The sequence below is a fragment of the Pseudomonas sp. PS01301 genome (assembly GCF_029960215.1).
In the GTDB taxonomy this organism is placed as follows: domain Bacteria; phylum Pseudomonadota; class Gammaproteobacteria; order Pseudomonadales; family Pseudomonadaceae; genus Aquipseudomonas; species Aquipseudomonas coleopterorum.
Genome location: NZ_JASCPM010000028.1, coordinates 21621 through 38092 on the forward strand (window position 1 = coordinate 21621; position 16472 = coordinate 38092).

At 60.8% G+C, this 16472-nt stretch carries 21 protein-coding genes and 1 tRNA gene; 11 read left to right on the plus strand and 11 right to left on the minus strand.

Annotated features, from left to right (window positions below; translation table 11 throughout):
* Positions 1-21 precede the first annotated feature (21 nt).
* The 3 genes from QMX89_RS15205 to yegS all read right to left on the minus strand — a co-directional run bounded on the left by QMX89_RS15205 (position 22) and on the right by yegS (position 2805).
* Positions 22-825, minus strand: coding sequence for an MOSC domain-containing protein (locus QMX89_RS15205; RefSeq protein ID WP_282348826.1), 804 nt, complete (start codon positions 823-825; stop codon positions 22-24).
* Between the two features lie 65 nt (positions 826-890).
* Complete coding sequence (locus tag QMX89_RS15210; protein WP_049859120.1) at positions 891-1820, minus strand: chemotaxis protein CheV; 930 nt, start codon at positions 1818-1820, stop codon at positions 891-893.
* Positions 1821-1902: 82 nt separating this feature from the next.
* The gene (gene yegS / locus QMX89_RS15215; RefSeq protein WP_282348827.1) at positions 1903-2805 is read right to left on the minus strand and encodes a lipid kinase YegS; all 903 of its coding nucleotides are present in this window, start codon (positions 2803-2805) and stop codon (positions 1903-1905) included.
* Between the two features lie 343 nt (positions 2806-3148).
* Here yegS and QMX89_RS15220 point away from each other — a divergent pair, with 343 nt between their 5' ends.
* Positions 3149-4618, plus strand: a complete 1470-nt coding sequence (locus QMX89_RS15220; RefSeq protein ID WP_282348828.1) for a mannose-1-phosphate guanylyltransferase/mannose-6-phosphate isomerase — start codon at positions 3149-3151, stop codon at positions 4616-4618.
* On the opposite strand, the gene glp is transcribed toward QMX89_RS15220, so the two are convergent.
* Both glp and moaB read right to left on the minus strand, forming a co-directional pair.
* On the minus strand, positions 4615-5829 hold the full coding sequence (gene glp, locus QMX89_RS15225; protein WP_282348829.1) for a gephyrin-like molybdotransferase Glp: 1215 nt from the start codon (positions 5827-5829) through the stop codon (positions 4615-4617). The genes QMX89_RS15220 and glp overlap by 4 nt on opposite strands.
* Positions 5822-6361, minus strand: a complete 540-nt coding sequence (gene moaB, locus QMX89_RS15230; RefSeq protein WP_049859116.1) for a molybdenum cofactor biosynthesis protein B — start codon at positions 6359-6361, stop codon at positions 5822-5824. Before moaB ends, glp begins: the two co-directional genes overlap by 8 nt.
* Before the next feature lie 72 nt (positions 6362-6433).
* Here moaB and mobA point away from each other — a divergent pair, with 72 nt between their 5' ends.
* The 3 genes from mobA (at position 6434) to QMX89_RS15245 (ending at position 7491) form a co-directional block, all read left to right on the plus strand.
* Positions 6434-7018: a molybdenum cofactor guanylyltransferase MobA gene (mobA, locus tag QMX89_RS15235; RefSeq protein WP_282348830.1), complete on the plus strand. Its 585-nt coding sequence runs from the start codon at positions 6434-6436 to the stop codon at positions 7016-7018.
* 113 nt (positions 7019-7131) lie between these two features.
* Positions 7132-7353, plus strand: a complete 222-nt coding sequence (locus QMX89_RS15240) for a YgdI/YgdR family lipoprotein (RefSeq protein WP_049859114.1) — start codon at positions 7132-7134, stop codon at positions 7351-7353.
* A 61-nt stretch (positions 7354-7414) separates the two neighbouring features.
* Positions 7415-7491: transfer RNA gene (locus QMX89_RS15245), tRNA-Pro, on the plus strand.
* A 92-nt stretch (positions 7492-7583) separates the two neighbouring features.
* On the opposite strand, the gene QMX89_RS15250 is transcribed toward QMX89_RS15245, so the two are convergent.
* From QMX89_RS15250 to QMX89_RS15275, 6 genes are all read right to left on the minus strand, one after another.
* Complete coding sequence (locus tag QMX89_RS15250) at positions 7584-8807, minus strand: GAF domain-containing sensor histidine kinase (protein ID WP_282348831.1); 1224 nt, start codon at positions 8805-8807, stop codon at positions 7584-7586.
* A gap of 121 nt (positions 8808-8928) precedes the next feature.
* Positions 8929-9288, minus strand: coding sequence for a response regulator (locus QMX89_RS15255; RefSeq protein ID WP_282348833.1), 360 nt, complete (start codon positions 9286-9288; stop codon positions 8929-8931).
* A 1-nt stretch (position 9289) separates the two neighbouring features.
* A complete protein-coding gene (locus QMX89_RS15260; protein WP_282348834.1) occupies positions 9290-10423 on the minus strand; it encodes a sensor histidine kinase in 1134 nt (377 codons plus the stop codon).
* Positions 10420-10683 (minus strand): hypothetical protein, encoded by a 264-nt coding sequence (locus tag QMX89_RS15265; RefSeq protein ID WP_282348835.1) that lies wholly within the window; start codon positions 10681-10683, stop codon positions 10420-10422. Before QMX89_RS15265 ends, QMX89_RS15260 begins: the two co-directional genes overlap by 4 nt.
* A gap of 151 nt (positions 10684-10834) precedes the next feature.
* Positions 10835-11725: a pseudouridine synthase gene (locus tag QMX89_RS15270; RefSeq protein WP_282348836.1), complete on the minus strand. Its 891-nt coding sequence runs from the start codon at positions 11723-11725 to the stop codon at positions 10835-10837.
* A 55-nt stretch (positions 11726-11780) separates the two neighbouring features.
* Positions 11781-12095 (minus strand): hypothetical protein, encoded by a 315-nt coding sequence (locus QMX89_RS15275; protein WP_056843092.1) that lies wholly within the window; start codon positions 12093-12095, stop codon positions 11781-11783.
* Between the two features lie 180 nt (positions 12096-12275).
* Between QMX89_RS15275 and QMX89_RS15280 the strand changes: the two genes are divergently transcribed.
* From QMX89_RS15280 to QMX89_RS15310, 7 genes are all read left to right on the plus strand, one after another.
* The gene (locus QMX89_RS15280) at positions 12276-12590 is read left to right on the plus strand and encodes a DUF883 family protein (protein WP_049859771.1); all 315 of its coding nucleotides are present in this window, start codon (positions 12276-12278) and stop codon (positions 12588-12590) included.
* A gap of 1 nt (position 12591) precedes the next feature.
* Positions 12592-12981, plus strand: a complete 390-nt coding sequence (locus tag QMX89_RS15285; RefSeq protein WP_049859111.1) for a phage holin family protein — start codon at positions 12592-12594, stop codon at positions 12979-12981.
* Entirely contained in the window at positions 12978-13349 is a 372-nt protein-coding gene (locus QMX89_RS15290; protein ID WP_049859110.1) for a hypothetical protein, read from the plus strand. Before QMX89_RS15285 ends, QMX89_RS15290 begins: the two co-directional genes overlap by 4 nt.
* Positions 13350-13524: 175 nt before the next feature.
* A complete protein-coding gene (locus QMX89_RS15295) occupies positions 13525-14856 on the plus strand; it encodes a deoxyguanosinetriphosphate triphosphohydrolase (RefSeq protein ID WP_282348838.1) in 1332 nt (443 codons plus the stop codon).
* A gap of 188 nt (positions 14857-15044) precedes the next feature.
* Positions 15045-15671, plus strand: coding sequence for a response regulator transcription factor (locus tag QMX89_RS15300; RefSeq protein WP_282348839.1), 627 nt, complete (start codon positions 15045-15047; stop codon positions 15669-15671).
* A gap of 8 nt (positions 15672-15679) precedes the next feature.
* Positions 15680-16009 carry an Hpt domain-containing protein gene (locus QMX89_RS15305; RefSeq protein WP_282348840.1) on the plus strand — a complete coding sequence of 110 codons (330 nt, stop codon included), beginning with the start codon at positions 15680-15682 and terminating at the stop codon, positions 16007-16009.
* Positions 16010-16112: 103 nt separating this feature from the next.
* Complete coding sequence (locus QMX89_RS15310) at positions 16113-16457, plus strand: YggL family protein (protein ID WP_049859106.1); 345 nt, start codon at positions 16113-16115, stop codon at positions 16455-16457.
* Positions 16458-16472: the final 15 nt, after the last annotated feature.

Here is a 16472-nt window from a genome sequence, read left to right on the forward strand (position 1 = left end):
AGCTGCACAGCTGCCGCCCGCTCACTCCAGAACAGTGATGGGCATGCCCACTTCGAGCACGCCGGCACGATCACAGACCAGGTTCTGGCCGAACATGGCATGGCCGTCCTGAAGCCGGTAGGACTTGAGTGTGGCCAAAGGCTCGCGATCAGGGCTGCGCTCGCCGGTCTGCGGATCCAGGGTAGTGAGAATGCAACGCGCGCACGGCTTGAGCACGCGGAAATCCACGTCACCGATACGAATGCGTTTCCAGTCATCCTCGGCAAATGCCGGGCTGCCCTGCACCACCAGGTTGGGGCGAAACCGGATCATTTCCAGCGAGCGGCCGACCCGTGCAGACAGATCGTCCAGCGAACCCTGGCCGATCAGCAGCAGCGGAAAACCGTCGGCGAAAGCCACCTTGTCGCCGTTCTTGCCATAGTCGGCACTGACCGTCCGGGCGCGTTCGGCGGGCATATACACCAGCCGCGTGGGTTTGCCGAGGAAATTGCTGACCCATTGCGCGGCAGCGTCGCCTGCGTCAGGCGCCTCGAAGCTGTCGTACCAGACCTTGATCTGGCGCAAGTCACCTGAAACGGGCACCGGTACATGCAGATCAGGGAAATCCATTGCACTCAATATCAAGTCACCCTCGGCTGTAACTTGCGTGTGCAACTGTGTCAGGCGTGGCACCGAGCGTTGCGAGAGAAACAGCCCGCGCTCCGCGTCGACCAGCATCCAGCGTCGATCACCCACCAGCCCCAGACCGTCGACGGCCGACTGCTGCAGGGACTGACCCAAGGCTGATTTGAGCGGATAACGATACAACGCGGCAAGGCTCGACATGGCCAAGTTCCTTTGAGCAAAAGAACCGAGTCTAGCGGAACCGCCAAGGCCATGACGAATCGGGATCAGTGTCGATCCATTTCCAGACGCTGGCGGACCACGTCGACCAGCTTGTCGGGCTGAAACTTTGACAGGAAATTGTCGCAGCCGACCTTTTTCACCATCGATTCGTTGAAGCTGCCGGACAGCGAAGTGTGCAGCACCACGTATAGCTCGCGCAGCCGTGGGTCGTTGCGGATTTCGGTGGTCAGGCGGTAGCCGTCCATTTCCGGCATTTCGGCATCGGTGAACACCATGAGCAGCTTGTCGGTCATGCGCTCGCCGGTGTCGGCCCAGGCCTTGAGCTTGTTCAGCGCCTTCAGGCCATCGCTGGCCACATGCATCTTGATGTCCAGCTGCGACAGCGTATCGCGCAGCTGCGCCAGAGCCACCGAGGAGTCGTCCACCAGCAGCACTTCACGGCCACGTGCGCGCGCCAGGATCGGATCGTCGAGTTTGTCCCGGGAAACACGGGCGTTGTAGGGAACGATTTCGGCGAGCACTTTTTCCACGTCGATGATCTCGACCAGTTGCTCGTCGACTCGGCTGATTGCGGTGAGGTAGTGCTGGCGCCCGGCACTGGCCGGAGGCGGCAGGATCGATTCCCAGTTCATGTTGACGATGCGGTCGACACCGCCGACCAGAAAAGCCTGAATCGAGCGGTTGTACTCGGTCACGATGATGGTGCTGCTGGGCCCTGGCACCAGCGGGCGCATGCCGATGGCCTGGGAAAGATCGATCACCGGCAGGGTCTGCCCGCGCAGGTTGATCACGCCGCAGACGAAGGGGTGACGCTGCGGCATCAGCGTCAGCTTGGGCAACTGCAGGACTTCCTGGACCTTGAACACGTTGATCGCGAACAGTTGCCTGCCAGCCAGGCGAAACATGAGCAGTTCCAGCCGGTTTTCGCCCACCAGCTGCGTACGTTGGTCAACCGTGTCGAGAATGCCGGCCATGTGAAGCTCCAAAGCCCAAGTGAAAGTAGAGGTACCGGGCTATCGGCGCTGACGGGAATATCTTGACTGCGGTCGCTGATCTTTATTGGATCAATCGGCGGCTGAGCAGTGGCGAGCCAGCGGGCAAATGGACCTTCAATGCCTTGGGCATGGCACTGAAGCGCAGATTCTCGCCGCGCAGCGGTTCGCCATCGAGGTTGATGTCGAGGTTTTCCTTGCTGTTGATTTCAACCCAGGGCAGCCGTGCACGGACGAACAGGGTTTCCAGCCCACCGCCGCCGAGCAGGCTTTTCAAGGTGCCGACCACTTCGGTGGGTGCCGGCAGGATGCTGATCTCCAGCAGCCCATCGTCGACCACGGCTTCGGGGCAGAGCTCGTGCCCACCGCCGGCCTGACGACCGTTGCCGATGCCCAGTGCCAACAGGTCGCCTTCCCAGTGGAAGTCCGGACCGCTGAGCGACGCGGAGGCGGCGCGCAGTTCGCTGAACCGCGATAGACCGGTGAACAGGTAGGCCGCGCCACCGAGCACTTTTTTCAGGTCTTCGGAGGTGTTGGCCGTGACCTGGCTGCCGAAGCCGCCGGTGGCCATGTTGAGGAACACCTGTCCACCCACCTCGCCCAGGTCGATCGCCTGAGGTTCGCGGGCAAGCAGCGCCAGCGCAGGTTCGGGTTCCAAGGGCACCCCGGCGGCACGGGCGAAATCGTTGGCCGTGCCCAGGGGCATCAGGACCAGGCTGGCATCGGTCTTGGCCAATGCCATGGCTTCGGCGACATCGCGCAGGGTGCCGTCGCCACCGCCGGCGATGATGTGGGTATACCCCGCTTGCAACGCCTCCTCGACCAGACGCTGGGCATCACCGCCTTCCCAGGTCAGACGCACGGCCAGGTCATTGCCCTGCTCCCGGTAGCGCTCGACCGCAGCGCGTACCTCTTCGTTGGAAGCTTGTTTGCCGTGCAAAATCAGGATTGCCTTGCGCTCGCTCATGCTGCATGTCTCCGGTGACCAATGAGTTGAACTCTGCCTGATGTGACCACAGCCGCAGCAAAAAAAGCCCGGACGAAAAGTTTTTAACCATTCGTGCATTTACCACTCGCCAACGGTTCTCGTTTAGGCTTTACTGCGACGCAACTGGCCATCATCGAAGTGGCCGTTACCCCTCCGATTCCTGCACGTCCGGCCCGTCTCCGGCTGGCGGTAGCATTGTCGAATCGCTGATTCCTTCGTTCTGCCCTTTTTTCCATCGACCCTTTCATGCATCCAGCCTGGCTGGTCGTGTACGCCTGCCCATGCAGGTGCCGCCCGCCTTCTCCAACTCGAGGCTCGACCTATGACGACTCTGATTCCCTGCATCATCGCCGGGGGCTCCGGCACCCGCCTGTGGCCCGTATCGCGCGAAGCCATGCCCAAGCCCTTCATGCGCCTGCCGGACGGCGAAAGCCTGCTGCAGAAGACCTTCACCCGTGCCTCGCAACTGCCGGGCGTGGATCGCGTGCTGACCGTGACCAACCGCGAGGTGTTCTTCCGCACGCTGGACGACTACCGCCAACTGAACGATCGCAACGCCCTGCTCGATTTCATTCTCGAGCCTGCCGGCCGCAACACCGCACCGGCCATCGCCAGCGCCGCCCTGCACGCGGCCAAGCACTACGGCGCCTCGGCGCAGTTGCTGGTGCTGCCGGCCGACCACCTGATTCGCGACATCGACGCGTTCCAGGCAGCGGTCAGCGCGGCACGCAAGAAAGCCGACGAGGGCTGGCTGGTCACCTTCGGCCTGGTGCCGCAAACGCCGGAAACCGGCTTTGGCTACATCGAGCGCGGCGCCGATCTGGGCGACGGCAGCTACCAGGTAGCACGGTTCCGCGAGAAGCCGGATCAGGTCACCGCCCAGGCCTACCTGGACAGCGGTGACTACCTGTGGAACGCCGGCATGTTCTGCATGCGCGTCGACGTGCTCCTGGGCGAGCTGGAAAAGCACGCACCGGACGTGCTGCTGGCCGCCACCACCTGCCTGCAGGTCAGCGACATCAAACAGGGCAACCGTGAGCTGCAGGTCGAACTGGACAGCAGCACCTTTGCCCTGGCGCCGGACATCTCGATCGACTATGCCTTGCTCGAACGCTCCGACAAGGTCGCAGTGATTCCCTGCCAGATGGGCTGGAGCGACATTGGTTCGTGGCAAGCGGTGCGCGAGCTGACTCCGGCCGACGCACAGGGCAACCAGTGCAACGGCGAGACCGTATTGCACGACGTGAGCAACTGCTACATCGACTCGCCCCGTCGCTTGGTCGGCGCGGTCGGCGTGGACAATCTGGTGGTGATCGACACCCCGGACGCGCTGTTGATCGCCGACGGCAGCCGCACCCAGGACGTCAAGCTGCTCGCCCAGCAACTCAAGCGCCAGGGCCACGACGCCTTCCGCCTGCACCGCACGGTCACCCGCCCATGGGGCACCTACACCATTCTTGAGGAAGGCAAGCGCTTCAAGATCAAGCGAATCGTGGTCAAGCCCGGTGGCACGCTGTCGTTGCAGATGCACCACCACCGCAGCGAGCACTGGATCGTGGTCAGCGGCATGGCTCGGGTCACCAACGGTGACAACGAATTCCTGCTCGACACCAACGAATCGACCTTCATCAAGCAGGGCCACGTGCACCGCCTGGTCAACTCCGGCGTGATAGACCTGGTCATGATCGAAGTGCAGAGCGGCGAATACCTGGGCGAAGACGACATCGTGCGCTTCACCGACATCTACGGCCGCGCACCGGCAGCCGTGGAGTCGGACAAGAGCAAGGTCTAGAACAGCTCGCTGAACGGGATGAAGGTGACCAGGTCGCCTTCAGCCACCGTGCAACCTTCACCGATCTCGACCAGTCCATGGGCCCAGGCTGCGCTGAGCAGCACGCCTGAGCTCTGATTGGGGTAGATCACCGCCCGGCCCTGTTCGACACGCCCGCGCAGGTACTCGCGACGGGTGCCGGCGCGAGGCCAGGCAAATCCGGCTGGCAGCTGGAAGCGCAGCGGCGCAACGTCCTGTACACCCAGGCGGCGCAGCAGGTAAGGCCGTGCCAGAAGGGTGAAGGTCACCAGTGTAGAAGCGGGATTGCCCGGCAGGCCGATGACCGGCACGCCCCGAAAGTGGCCGAAGGTCAGCGGCTTGCCGGGTTTGATCGCCAGTTTCCAGAGGGCCAGTTGACCCTCCTCGCGCAGGGCGATGCCGAGAAAATCGGCTTCGCCCACCGAGACGCCCCCCGTGGACAGAATCAGGTCCACATCACCCAACGCCGCCAGGCGCTGGCGTGTCTGTTGCAGATCGTCGGGCAGAATGCCGGCGTCCACCACTTCGCAGCCCAACCCACTCAAGGCACTGCACAGCACCTGACGATTGCTGTTGTAGATCTGTCCGGGCCCCAGCGGCTGGCCGGGTTCAACCAATTCATCGCCTGTCGACAGTACCGCCACCCGTGGTCGGCGAACCACGTCGATATGGGCCCGCCCCATGGACGCCAGCAACCCCAGCTCGATCGCGCCCAGGCGGCTGCCCGCCGTCAGCAGGCGGTCGCCGATACGGGTTTCCTGCCCTTGCGGACGGATGTTCTGGCCAACTCTCAAAGTCTGGTTGAAGCTCACCCGCTCATCATCTTCGATGCGAGCGTTTTCCTGCATTTCCACGCAGTCGGCGCCGTCCGGCATCGGGGCGCCGGTGAAGATGCGTGCGCAGGTGCCGGGCTCCAGCGGCTCGGGCACGGCGCCGGCGAAGATACGCTGGCTGACGCGCAGGGGTTCACCCTGCCAGTCGTCTCGGCGCAGCGCGTAGCCGTCCATGGCGCTATTGGGCCAGGGTGGCAGGTCGAGGGTGGCGATCAGGTCATCGGCGAGCACCCGACCGCCGCCTTGGGCCAGGGCGATCTGCTCACGCTCGCGGATGGGCGCGGCATCGGCCATGGCCAGCAGTTGCGCCAGCGCCTGCTCGACCGGTAGCAGCGGCTGCGCCGCCGGCAACTCAGCCACGGCTGACGCAGGGCTCGGCCTGCTTGAGGTGCACGACGAAGTTGCAGGGCCGGTGACGCACGTCCAGCTGCTCGGCAAGAATGCCGTCCCAGCCGGTGCGGCAGGCATTGGTCGAGCCCGGCAGGCAGCACACCAAAGTGCCGTTGGCGAGCCCGGCCAGGGCGCGGGACTGCACGGTCGAAGTGCCGATGTCGGCCACGGAGATCTGCCGGAACAGCTCGCCGAACCCGTCGACCTGCTTGTCCAGCAGGCAGCTGACGGCTTCCGGGGTACTGTCGCGACCGGTGAAGCCGGTGCCGCCGGTGATCAGCACCACCTGGCATTGATCGTCGGCGATCCACTGCGCCACCTGGGCGCGGATCTTGTACAGGTCGTCCTTGAGCAGCGCTCGGGCATAGAGGCCGTGGCCGGCTGCACTGAGGCGATCGACGAACAACTGACCGGAGGTGTCGGTTTCCACGGTGCGGGTGTCGCTCACCGTCAAGACGGCAATGTTGAGGGGCACGAAGGGTACATCTGCCTTGGCTTTCATTGGCGAGGTCCGGTTGTCTGATGGAATGGGCGGTGTTATATCACAGCCCCCAGCCACTGTCCGAGCGCCCGAATGAACGCTGCCGATACCCTGCCCCTCTGCTCTGTCCTGCTCCTGGCAGGTGGCCGCGGCCAACGCATGGGGGGCCGTGACAAAGGCCTGATCGACTGGCGTGGCCAGCCGTTGATCCAGCATCTGCAGCGTTGTGTACGGCCAATGACCGATGACCTGATCATCTCCTGCAACCGCAACCACGAGCACTACGCCGCCTTTGCCGATCGGTTGGTGCACGACCAGAGCAGCGACTTCCCGGGACCGATGGCCGGGATGATCGCCGGGCTGGAGGCTGCGCGGCACCCGTTGCTGCTGGTGCTGCCCTGCGACGTGCCAGGGGTGGACTCTGCGTTGCTCGCTGCCATGCGCCAGACCCAGCAAAGGCACCCGGAACAGCCACTGATGGTCCGCCAGGGCGAGTTCTGGGAACCGCTGCTGTGCATCGTGCCGAAGGCCCATCTGACCGCGATGCGTCAGGCCTGGGATGCCGGCGAACGCAGTCCGCGGCGGGTGCTCCTGGCACTCGGCGCACAGGCACTGCAATGCGCCGAGGATGATGCACGCCTGGCCAATCTCAACACGCCGCAATTGCTGGGTCGCTGACAGCGTTCTCAGGCGCTAGACTGTGACGGTCGGACCAACGGAACTTTGCTGGCACAAATACCGTCTCACCCCCGTATACGCCAGTACCCTTTTTTGTTTTGTGGAGAAACATAATGACTCACCGGATCCTTCCCGCCTTCATGCTCGCGCTGGGCCTGGCATCGCTCGCCGGTTGCGCATCGCCTACCGTGATCACCCTCAATGACGGTCGTGAAATCCAGGCAGTGGATACCCCCTCCTACGACGAAGACGCTGGCTTCTACGAATTCAAGCAGCTGGACGGCAAGACCACCCGGGTCAACAAGGACCAGGTGCGGACCGTCAAGGAGCTGTGATGGCCGGGCGCTGTTTGCGGTGACATCACCGCAGCGCGCCCTGCAGCACGTTTGAAGATCACGGAGTGTAGCGCAGCCAGGTAGCGCGTCTCGTTCGGGACGAGAAGGCCGCAGGTTCGAATCCTGCCTCTCCGACCATCTGCAACAAAAAGCCAGCCATTTGGCGGGCTTTTTGTTGCAAAGGACATCGCAGGTATAACCGCTGGGATGGGCTCGACCAACGAATTCAGTCAATCATCGAGCGCCTGTGAGTCGTCCGGCCTCCATTCCAGCGCGCCCGGAAACGTCGCCACGAAACAGGTGCCTGCCTCAGGTGTCGAGCTTACGGTGAGCGTCCCTTTGTGCCCCTTCACGATCTGGGAAGCGATATACAGGCCCAACCCGAGCCCTTCCCCACGTCCACCGTCCGCCGAACGTGTGAATGGCTCGAAAAGCCGCGGCAGTAAAGTCTCGGGTATGCAGGTACCTTGGTTGGCCACTGACAAAACAATGAAGTTTTCCTGCATTGTTGCGGTGACTTCAATGGGGTGCAGGGCAGAGCCGTGCGTCACAGCGTTGCCCAACAGATTGGAAAGCAACTGCCCCATTCTGCCCGCATCACAGAAGATTCCTGGGGAAATAGAGATCGTGTGACGGATTCGTACGCCAGGATTGCCTGCGATAACCTCGCTGATAACTGCAGCGAAAACGGCATCCAGATCATCATGCAAGGCGAGTTTGATTGGAATGCCGCCACCCAATTTCCCACGTGAAAAATCAAGGACATCTTCGATCAGCGCACCCATGCGCTGGGAGCTTTGTCTGATCGCCGAAGTCAAGCCGCGCTCACGCACGCCGGTGAGCTTTGCCTCCAGTAAATCAGCACTCATACGGATAGCGCTCAAGGGCGAACGCAAGTCATGGCCCAGAACGGCGATGAACTGTTCCCGGAGGCCGCCCGCTTCCGCGGCGTCGAGCAATGCATTGTCCTTGTTCAAGAGCTCCTCCTGAACATCCAGCTGTAAGGCGATAAGTTGGGCAAAAAGCGTGAGCGTTTTACATACCGCATCTTCATCGAACTGCGCAGGGGATTGGTCTATCGCGCAAAGTGTGCCGAAGAAGTCCCCATTGGTTCTGGTAATGGGGATGGAAACGTAGCTTTCCAAATGATAGGTGTGAGGGGTGTGGTGGGTGGAATAAACCGGATGCTGGCTGGCATGAGTGAAAATCACCGGTTGCCGGTGCTGCCGTATTTCGTGACAGATTGTCGTTTCCAGCACCAACTCGCCACCGGGTACGAGTCCGAAATCGATTGAGTCATCCACCGCACATGCGACCCACTTCGTCTCGGTTACTCGTGCAACTGCTGCGAACCTCATCCCTGTTACGTGCTTGACCATAGTGAGAATGAGCGGAACGGCATCAATGTTGGCGATGACACTGATGTCACGGGAAAAGTCAGACGGTTCGGACATCAGTATCGCCCTATCAGACGAGAAATAGCACAGATGGAGGTCGAAAATCCGACCTCTTGCCAGGAAGCAGATCGGCACGGCCGTACGCACCCAATACAGGGTGCGGGTGAATTTTCAATATTCAGGATATTGCCGCGTTCCCTAGACAGTGCTGAATCTGCTTATCAAGTTGAGCGATGGAAAATGGCTTGCTTAGAATCGGACAGCCGCTGAATTCTGCATCCAGCCCTGCGGGGCCATATCCGCTGGCGAACAGGAACGGGATACCCCGACCTGCCAACGTGTGCGCGATGGGAAAAGAGGTCTGACCGTTCAGGTTGATATCCAGCAGTGCGAAATCACAGTGAAGGCTCTGCGCGGTCAGCAATGCCTCGTCCAATGACTTGGCCATGGCAACGACTTCGTGGCCGAGCTCTGTCACCATGTCTTCGATCAACATGGCTACAAGCGCCTCGTCCTCGACTATATAGACTTTGCCCATGTCACTGCTCCTGAACCAGAGGTGCACGGATGACACATTCAACTCCATCAGAGTGAAACCTGAGAGTTGCTTCTCCGTTTAGTTCGGCTGCGAGGCCACGCTGGATCAATCGAGTGCCGAACCCTGGCGGATTGGTGCGGGTAATTTCAGGACCCTGCAGCTCGACCCAGGTCAATTCCATCCATCGTTCTTCTGAAAATTCGGCAACAGACCAGCAAACTCGAATGTATCCATGCTCATTGGAAAGCGCGCCATATTTGATGGCATTGGTCGTCAATTCGTGGGTCGCCATCGCAATGGATAATGCCTGCTTCGGATTGAGCAATACACGAGGGCCCTCCAACTGAACACGTGCTACCAATTCAGGCGCCTGTGCTTTGAAAGCTTGGAGCAAGACGTCCTGCAAGCTGGCATTCTCCCAGTTTTCCGTATTGAGCAGGTCGTGAGCTTCTGCCAACGCAACAAGGCGTCCAGTGAATGCCTCGCGCACTGACGAATCTACGTTCGCGCCTCGGAGCGTCTGATAAGCAAGAGATTGCACAATGGCCAATGTATTTTTCACGCGATGATTGAGTTCGTTGATAAGCAGTCGCTGGTGGCGTTGTCCCACTTCCAGATCTGCAAGCGCCCGCCTCAAGGCCTCTCGGTCATCGTGTTCGTTCCGCAATTGCACAAGCTCTTTGTGCAAGTTGCTGCCCAAGCTCGCTTTCGCGGCATCGGAACCGTTCAACAGAAGGTTGGACAACCGCTCTTGTGCACCGAGCAAGGCGACCATGTCGCTTTCGAATGCAAGCTCCGGATGCGTCAACGTCCAATAGTGTGCGGTACGGATGAAGGCAAGAAATGCGGTGATGATTTCGAAATTCGCTCCACCCACCGAGTGGCGCAAGGCAGTCGCGGCCTGGGATGAGCGCGCCGGGCTGACGAACATGACCGAGGCGGCGATGAAAACGTCATATTCCTCCCGAGAATCCATGGCCGGCATCTGGGGCAAATGACAGGCTTTAAGCCGCTGGAAAACCGAGGTCAGTTCTTCCTCTGCCAGTACAGCCGGCTTCGATAGAAGTGTCACTGCCTGTTCGACCGTATGAGGCGCCGCAAGAGGATCACCTGCAGGATTGCCGTGGCCGATCAAAATCCCACATGTCGAACGATGCAGTAGCGCACTTCGCAAAAGCGAGAAAGATGGACAAACAACCGCTCTTTGAAAATGGATGGAAGTGGGTTGTCCAGATAGCCCGACTTCGCAAAACCCCACAACTCCTGAATGAGCCCTGGCGCATCCTGAGCGGTCTGGAAGAAGTTAGGTACTAGCCCGAAACGGGATGCAACCTCGTGCTCGAATCGCGACTTAGCGGTATCGGCAGCTACAGAAACAGCCAGATTCTCAGGCATTTCACATCCCTAGGAAGGCCCGATGCCCTGAGCGAGGGACGAAATCTCATGATTACGCCTCCTCAATTTACCTCAATGCCTGAGCGCCGGGCAATCGTCCAACCGGCCAACACCGCTGGCAGGCATCGTTCGCCTCGACCAGCTTTGTGTTCTATAAACCGAGCCTCAACTGCGTTTCGAAGCTGCGCAGTCGCCCGTCGAGCGGATCCTGGAACTGCAGCGACCGAGCCAGCAGCTTCAAGGGCCGGGCATAGTCGTCCACCTCGGTGTCGATCAACTGCGGGTAGAACGGATCGTTGCAGATACTGGCGCCCAGTGCGGTCATGTGTACCCGCAACTGATGGGTCTTGCCCGTCACCGGGTTGAGCACATAGCGCCACAGGTGCTCGCCTTTCTCGGCGACCTCGATGCGGGTTTCGCTGTTGCTCTGCCCCGGCGCCTCGCGCATGCGGAAGAACGGTTCGCCGTGTTCCAGGCGGCTCCGGTGCACGAGGGGAAATTGCAGCTCGGGCAGGGCGGGAGCGATGGCTTCGTAGCGCTTTTCGATCTGGCGGGTGGGAAACAGTTGCTGATAGGCACTGCGCGTCTGCGGGTTGGCCGAGAACAGCACCAGGCCGGCGGTGTGTCGATCGATGCGGTGCAGCGGCACCAGATGCGGGTTGTCGAGACGACGGATGAGGCGGCGCAGCAGCGTGTGCTCGACATATTCGCCCGTCGGGGTCACCGGCAGAAAGTGCGGCTTGTCGGCGACCACCAGGTGTTCGTCGACGTGCAGCACCTGCTCTTGCGCGGCGATCGGCCGCTCGTTCGGCACTTCACGGAAATAGTGGATGCGCAGACCCTGCTTGTAGGCGTGGGCGGGACCGATGGGCACGCCCTCGGCATCCAGCACCCGGTCTCGGGCCATGCGGCTCAACCACTGGGCGCGGTCGATGGCCTGGAAATGTGCGCAAAGGCAGTCCAGCACGGTCGCCCAGTTACCAGGGGGCAGGCACAGGGTACTGGCCTGGTGAGCCGCGGGGTCGAACTTGGGTGAAGACATGCCTTGATTCCACGATCGTTTCAGACCGCGATTATCGCCCACGGCGACACGGCTGTCATCGCGCGTGGACGGCCTGCGCCGCGTCGGTGAACTCCTTGAGCCAGCGCAGGACGTCCACTGCATCCCAGCGGGTGGGATCGTACAAGGCGTACAGCAGGCCGTTGTAGCCGACCACGTCCAACGGACGGTGATAACCGGCACGCTGGAAAAGTGCCTCGACTTCGGCGAAGCAGGTGTTGAAGTGCAGCTTGCTGAAGGGCGTCTTGCCTTCGGTGACCAGGCCGTCGAGACGCAGCTCGAGCACCGCTTCCCGGACTACATCCGGACTCATGCGGTTGACGCTGTACTTGAGTTGTTCGACGTTGAGCATGGGTGACGAGTTATCCATATACTGTATCTTTATACAGCATAAGCGAGCTGCCAATGGCCAGTCAATTGCACCCACACAGGTGATTTTGGGCTATACAGGAGAAAGCCCCGCGTAATGGCACTGAACCTTCGGGATCACCCCTACTCGAAACATCCAGACGCCACCCATATGGAGATCAACATGGCCACCCCGACCACCAAAGCAGCTCAAGAAGTTCTCAAAGCGGATTTTCAAGCACTGGTCCGTGACACCGAAAAACTGCTCGAGCACACCGCGAGCATCGCCGGTACCCAGGCTGAAGAGCTGCGTGCGCAGATCAACGAAAGCCTGCTCAAGGCTCGCGAATCCCTGCAGCAGACCAAGGAAACCGCAGCCGAGCGCAGCCAGGAGGCCGTAGTCGCGGCCGAAGGCTACGTGCAGGAAAATCCTTGGCAGTCCGTCGGCATCGCTGCCGGTGTAGGTTTCCTTCTGGGCCTGCTGGCTACAAGGCACTGATATGTCCCTCCTCGACTCCGATACCACAGACAACAGCACCGGCTCCACGTCCCGGCGCCTGGGTGCTGCCATGCTCGGCCTGCTGCGCAGTCATGTCGAACTGTTCGGCATCGAGTTGCAGGAGCAGAAATCACGAACCGTCAGCCTGTTGCTTTTCGCAGGGCTGGCCCTGGTCTTCGCGCTGCTGGCACTGGTCGCGTTGTCCGGTCTCATCCTGATTCTGCTGTGGGACAATTACCGCATGGCCGGCATGGTCGGCCTGGCGGTGTTCTACGTCTTGGCCGGTATCTTCTGCGCCTTCCGCCTCAAGGCGGCGGTGTTCGATGAATCCTCGCCGTTCAGTGGAACACTGGAAGAACTGGCCAACGACAGGGAGCGACTGCTGCCATGAGCCGAACCGAACCCACCAGCGCGCAATCGCGGCGCGACATGCGCAAATCGTTGATTCGCCTGCGCATGGAGATGCATCGTCAGGAGCTGCGGCATGAGTCGCGGCAACTGGTCAACCCGCTCAACCGCCTGCGCGGTCTGGGTCAGTCGGTGCAGACCGGCATGGGCATCAAGCATGCTTCGCTCTGGGGTATTGCCGGGGTCACACTGATGGGCTTCCTGACTGGGCGCGGGGCTGGCAACAGCGTCCGTGCCCCGGTGGTCGCTCCGGTGCGTGCCCCTGGTCGCCTGTCTCGACTAGCGAAAGTCGGCGCCACCCTGTTGCCGCTGATCAAGCTCGCCATGCAGGGCACCGCGCGCAGACGCTAGCACTGCAGCACAAGGCAACCCGGATGCGGTCTTCACTGCGTCCGGGTTGCTTTTTTTTGCTCGACGTTCAGGCCCGCAATGCACTTTTCGATACGTTCACGGCCCGCTGCCAGCCTTGCCAGCCGGCCTGCGCAGGCCGACACTGCAGGCTCGATTGGCTCCCGGAGGAATCGCCTTGGATTGGCACACACTGCTTACACGCGAACGCTTGGGCAAGCCCCTGCACAGCCCTGAAGAACTGGGCCGCAGCCCGTTCCACAAGGATCACGACCGCATCATCTTTTCCGGTGCCTTCCGCCGACTGGGGCGCAAGACCCAGGTGCATCCTGTTTCCAGCAACGACCACATCCACACGCGCCTGACCCATTCGCTGGAAGTCAGTTGTGTCGGCCGCTCCCTGGGCATGCGCGTGGGCGAAACCCTGCGCGATCAATTGCCGCAATGGTGCGAGCCCAGCGACCTGGGCATGGTGGTGCAGTCGGCCTGCCTGGCCCATGACATCGGTAACCCGCCCTTCGGCCATTCCGGGGAAGACGCGATTCGCCACTGGTTCCGCCAGGCGGCAGGACGCGGCTGGCTCGATGCGATGAGCGAAGTGGAGCGCGACGACTTCCTCAACTTCGAGGGCAATGCCCAAGGCTTTCGTGTGCTCACCCAACTGGAGTATCACCAGTTCGACGGCGGCACCCGGCTGACCTATGCCACCTTGGGTACCTACCTCAAGTATCCCTGGACCGCGCGCCATGCCGACGCCCTGGGCTACAAGAAGCACAAGTTCGGTTGCTATCAGAGCGAGCTGCCGCTGCTGGAGCAGATTGCCGGCAAGCTGGACCTGCCGCTGCTCGAAGAACAGCGCTGGGCCAGGCACCCACTGGTGTACCTGATGGAGGCGGCGGATGACATCTGCTATGGCCTGATAGATCTGGAAGACGGCCTGGAAATGGAGTTGCTCGACTATGCGGAAGTCGAAGCCTTGCTGCTCGATCTGGTGGGCGACGACATCCCCGACACCTACCGCCAACTGGGGCCGCTGGACTCGCGCCGACGCAAGCTGGCAATCCTGCGGGGCAAGGCCATCGAGCACCTGACCAATGCGGCGGCACGCGCGTTCGTCGAACAGCAAGAGGCGTTGTTGGCCGGCCGGCTGAGTGGCGATCTGGTCGAGCACATGCATGGCCCGGCCAAGCGCTGCGTGCTCGATGCCAAGGACATGGCGCGCAAGAAGATCTTCCAGGACAAGCGCAAGACCCTGCACGAGATCGGCGCCTACACCACGCTCGAAGTCTTGCTCAACGCCTTCTGCGGCGCGGCGCTGGAGCAGCACACCACCGGTAAGCTGTCCTTCAAGCACCAGCGCATTCTCGATCTGCTCGGTCACAACGCACCGCAACCGGATTGGCCGCTGCACAAGTCGTTTCTGCGCATGATCGACTTCATCGCGGGCATGACCGACAGCTATGCCGCGGAGATGGCCGGCGAAATGACCGGGCGCTCCAGCTCGTTCTAGTAGAGCGTATTGAAATAAACGAATACAAACGATAGTTGACTCTTTTGAATCAAACTATCTTTGTATTCCGTTACGCTTAATTCTGTAGGAAGTTTCCTAGAATCATACTTTGCTGGGTCCGTTCGTATGCCCTTTTGAGCAACTGGGCTAAGGTGCGCGCTTTTACTGGATCGTTCAGGAGAGGCTGCATGCGTAATGTATTCATCATCGATGATCACCCTGTCATTCGGCTGGCCGTCAGAATGATTCTGGAAAACGAAGGCTACTGCGTTGTCGGCGAAAGCGACAACGGGGTGGATGCGATGCAGATGGTGCGCGAGTGCCAACCCGATCTTCTTATTCTCGATATCAGTATTCCCAAGCTCGACGGGCTGGAAGTCCTGACCCGGTTCCATGGCATGAACGTGCCGTTCAAGATCCTGGTATTGACCGCGCAGGCTCCGGCCTTGTTCGCCATACGCTGCATGCAGTCGGGCGCCGCCGGTTTCGTCTGCAAGCAGGAGGCACTCAGCGAGTTGATCAGCGCCGTGCGCGCGGTGTTTTCCGGTTATAACTATTTTCCCAGCCAGGCGTTGATCCCCTCACGAGAAGACGATGGGCAACTTAAAGAACTTGAATTGTTCAAGGCCATCAATGACCGCGAGTTGATGGTCCTGCAATTGTTTGCCCAAGGCCGCAGCAACAAGGAAATAGCCACTGGCATGTTTCTGAGCAACAAAACCGTCAGCACCTACAAGAAGCGCCTCATGCAGAAACTTCAGGCCAATTCGCTGGTGGAACTTATCGAAATGGCCAAGCGCAATGCATTGGTGTGATTGAGCGCATGAACACGATCGACCAACTTCAAGCCCTGACCGGGGGCAACAGGGCATTGACTCGGCGACTGCTCGAAGAAGTGCTGCGCAGTTGCACGGACGACGGTCAGCAATTGCTCGCCATTGCACACGATGACCACCCACGGATGGTGGACATTGCCCACAAGATCCATGGCGCCGCCCGGATCGTTCAGGCACGTGCCGTGTATGAAGCGTGTGAGGCACTGGAAGCGAGCGCGGCACAGGACGACCTGCGGCCCTTGCGCGAAGCCCTGCACACGGCCCTGACGCAATTGCAGGCCGAACTGGGGCAGACCCTGGCCGAGTTGGACCCGTGATTGCCAGGGTCAGACTGGCAGTGGTTCATTTTGTCACTGAATCGGGCAGGCGCTCGGCTTAACTGGTAGACTGCGCCGCGATATTACCTAAGAGGATTGTTCCATGGCCACTAACCGCTCCCGTCGTCTGCGCAAAAAACTGTGCGTCGATGAATTCCAGGAATTGGGTTTCGAATTGAACCTGGACTTCAAGGAGGATTTGGGTGACGAGGCAATCGACGCATTCCTCGACGCATTCCTGACCGAGGCGATGGATGCCAACGGCCTGGACTATGTTGGCGGCGACGACTTCGGTCTGGTGTGCTCGGCCAAGCGTGGTTCGGTCACCGAAGAGCAGCGCAGCACCGTCGAAGCGTGGCTCAAGGGCCGCGACGAACTGACCCGCGTCGAAGTCAGCGAATTGCTGGACGCCTGGTACCCAGAGAAGCCGATCAACCCGGCTGCTTGATGTACCCCTGAAAAA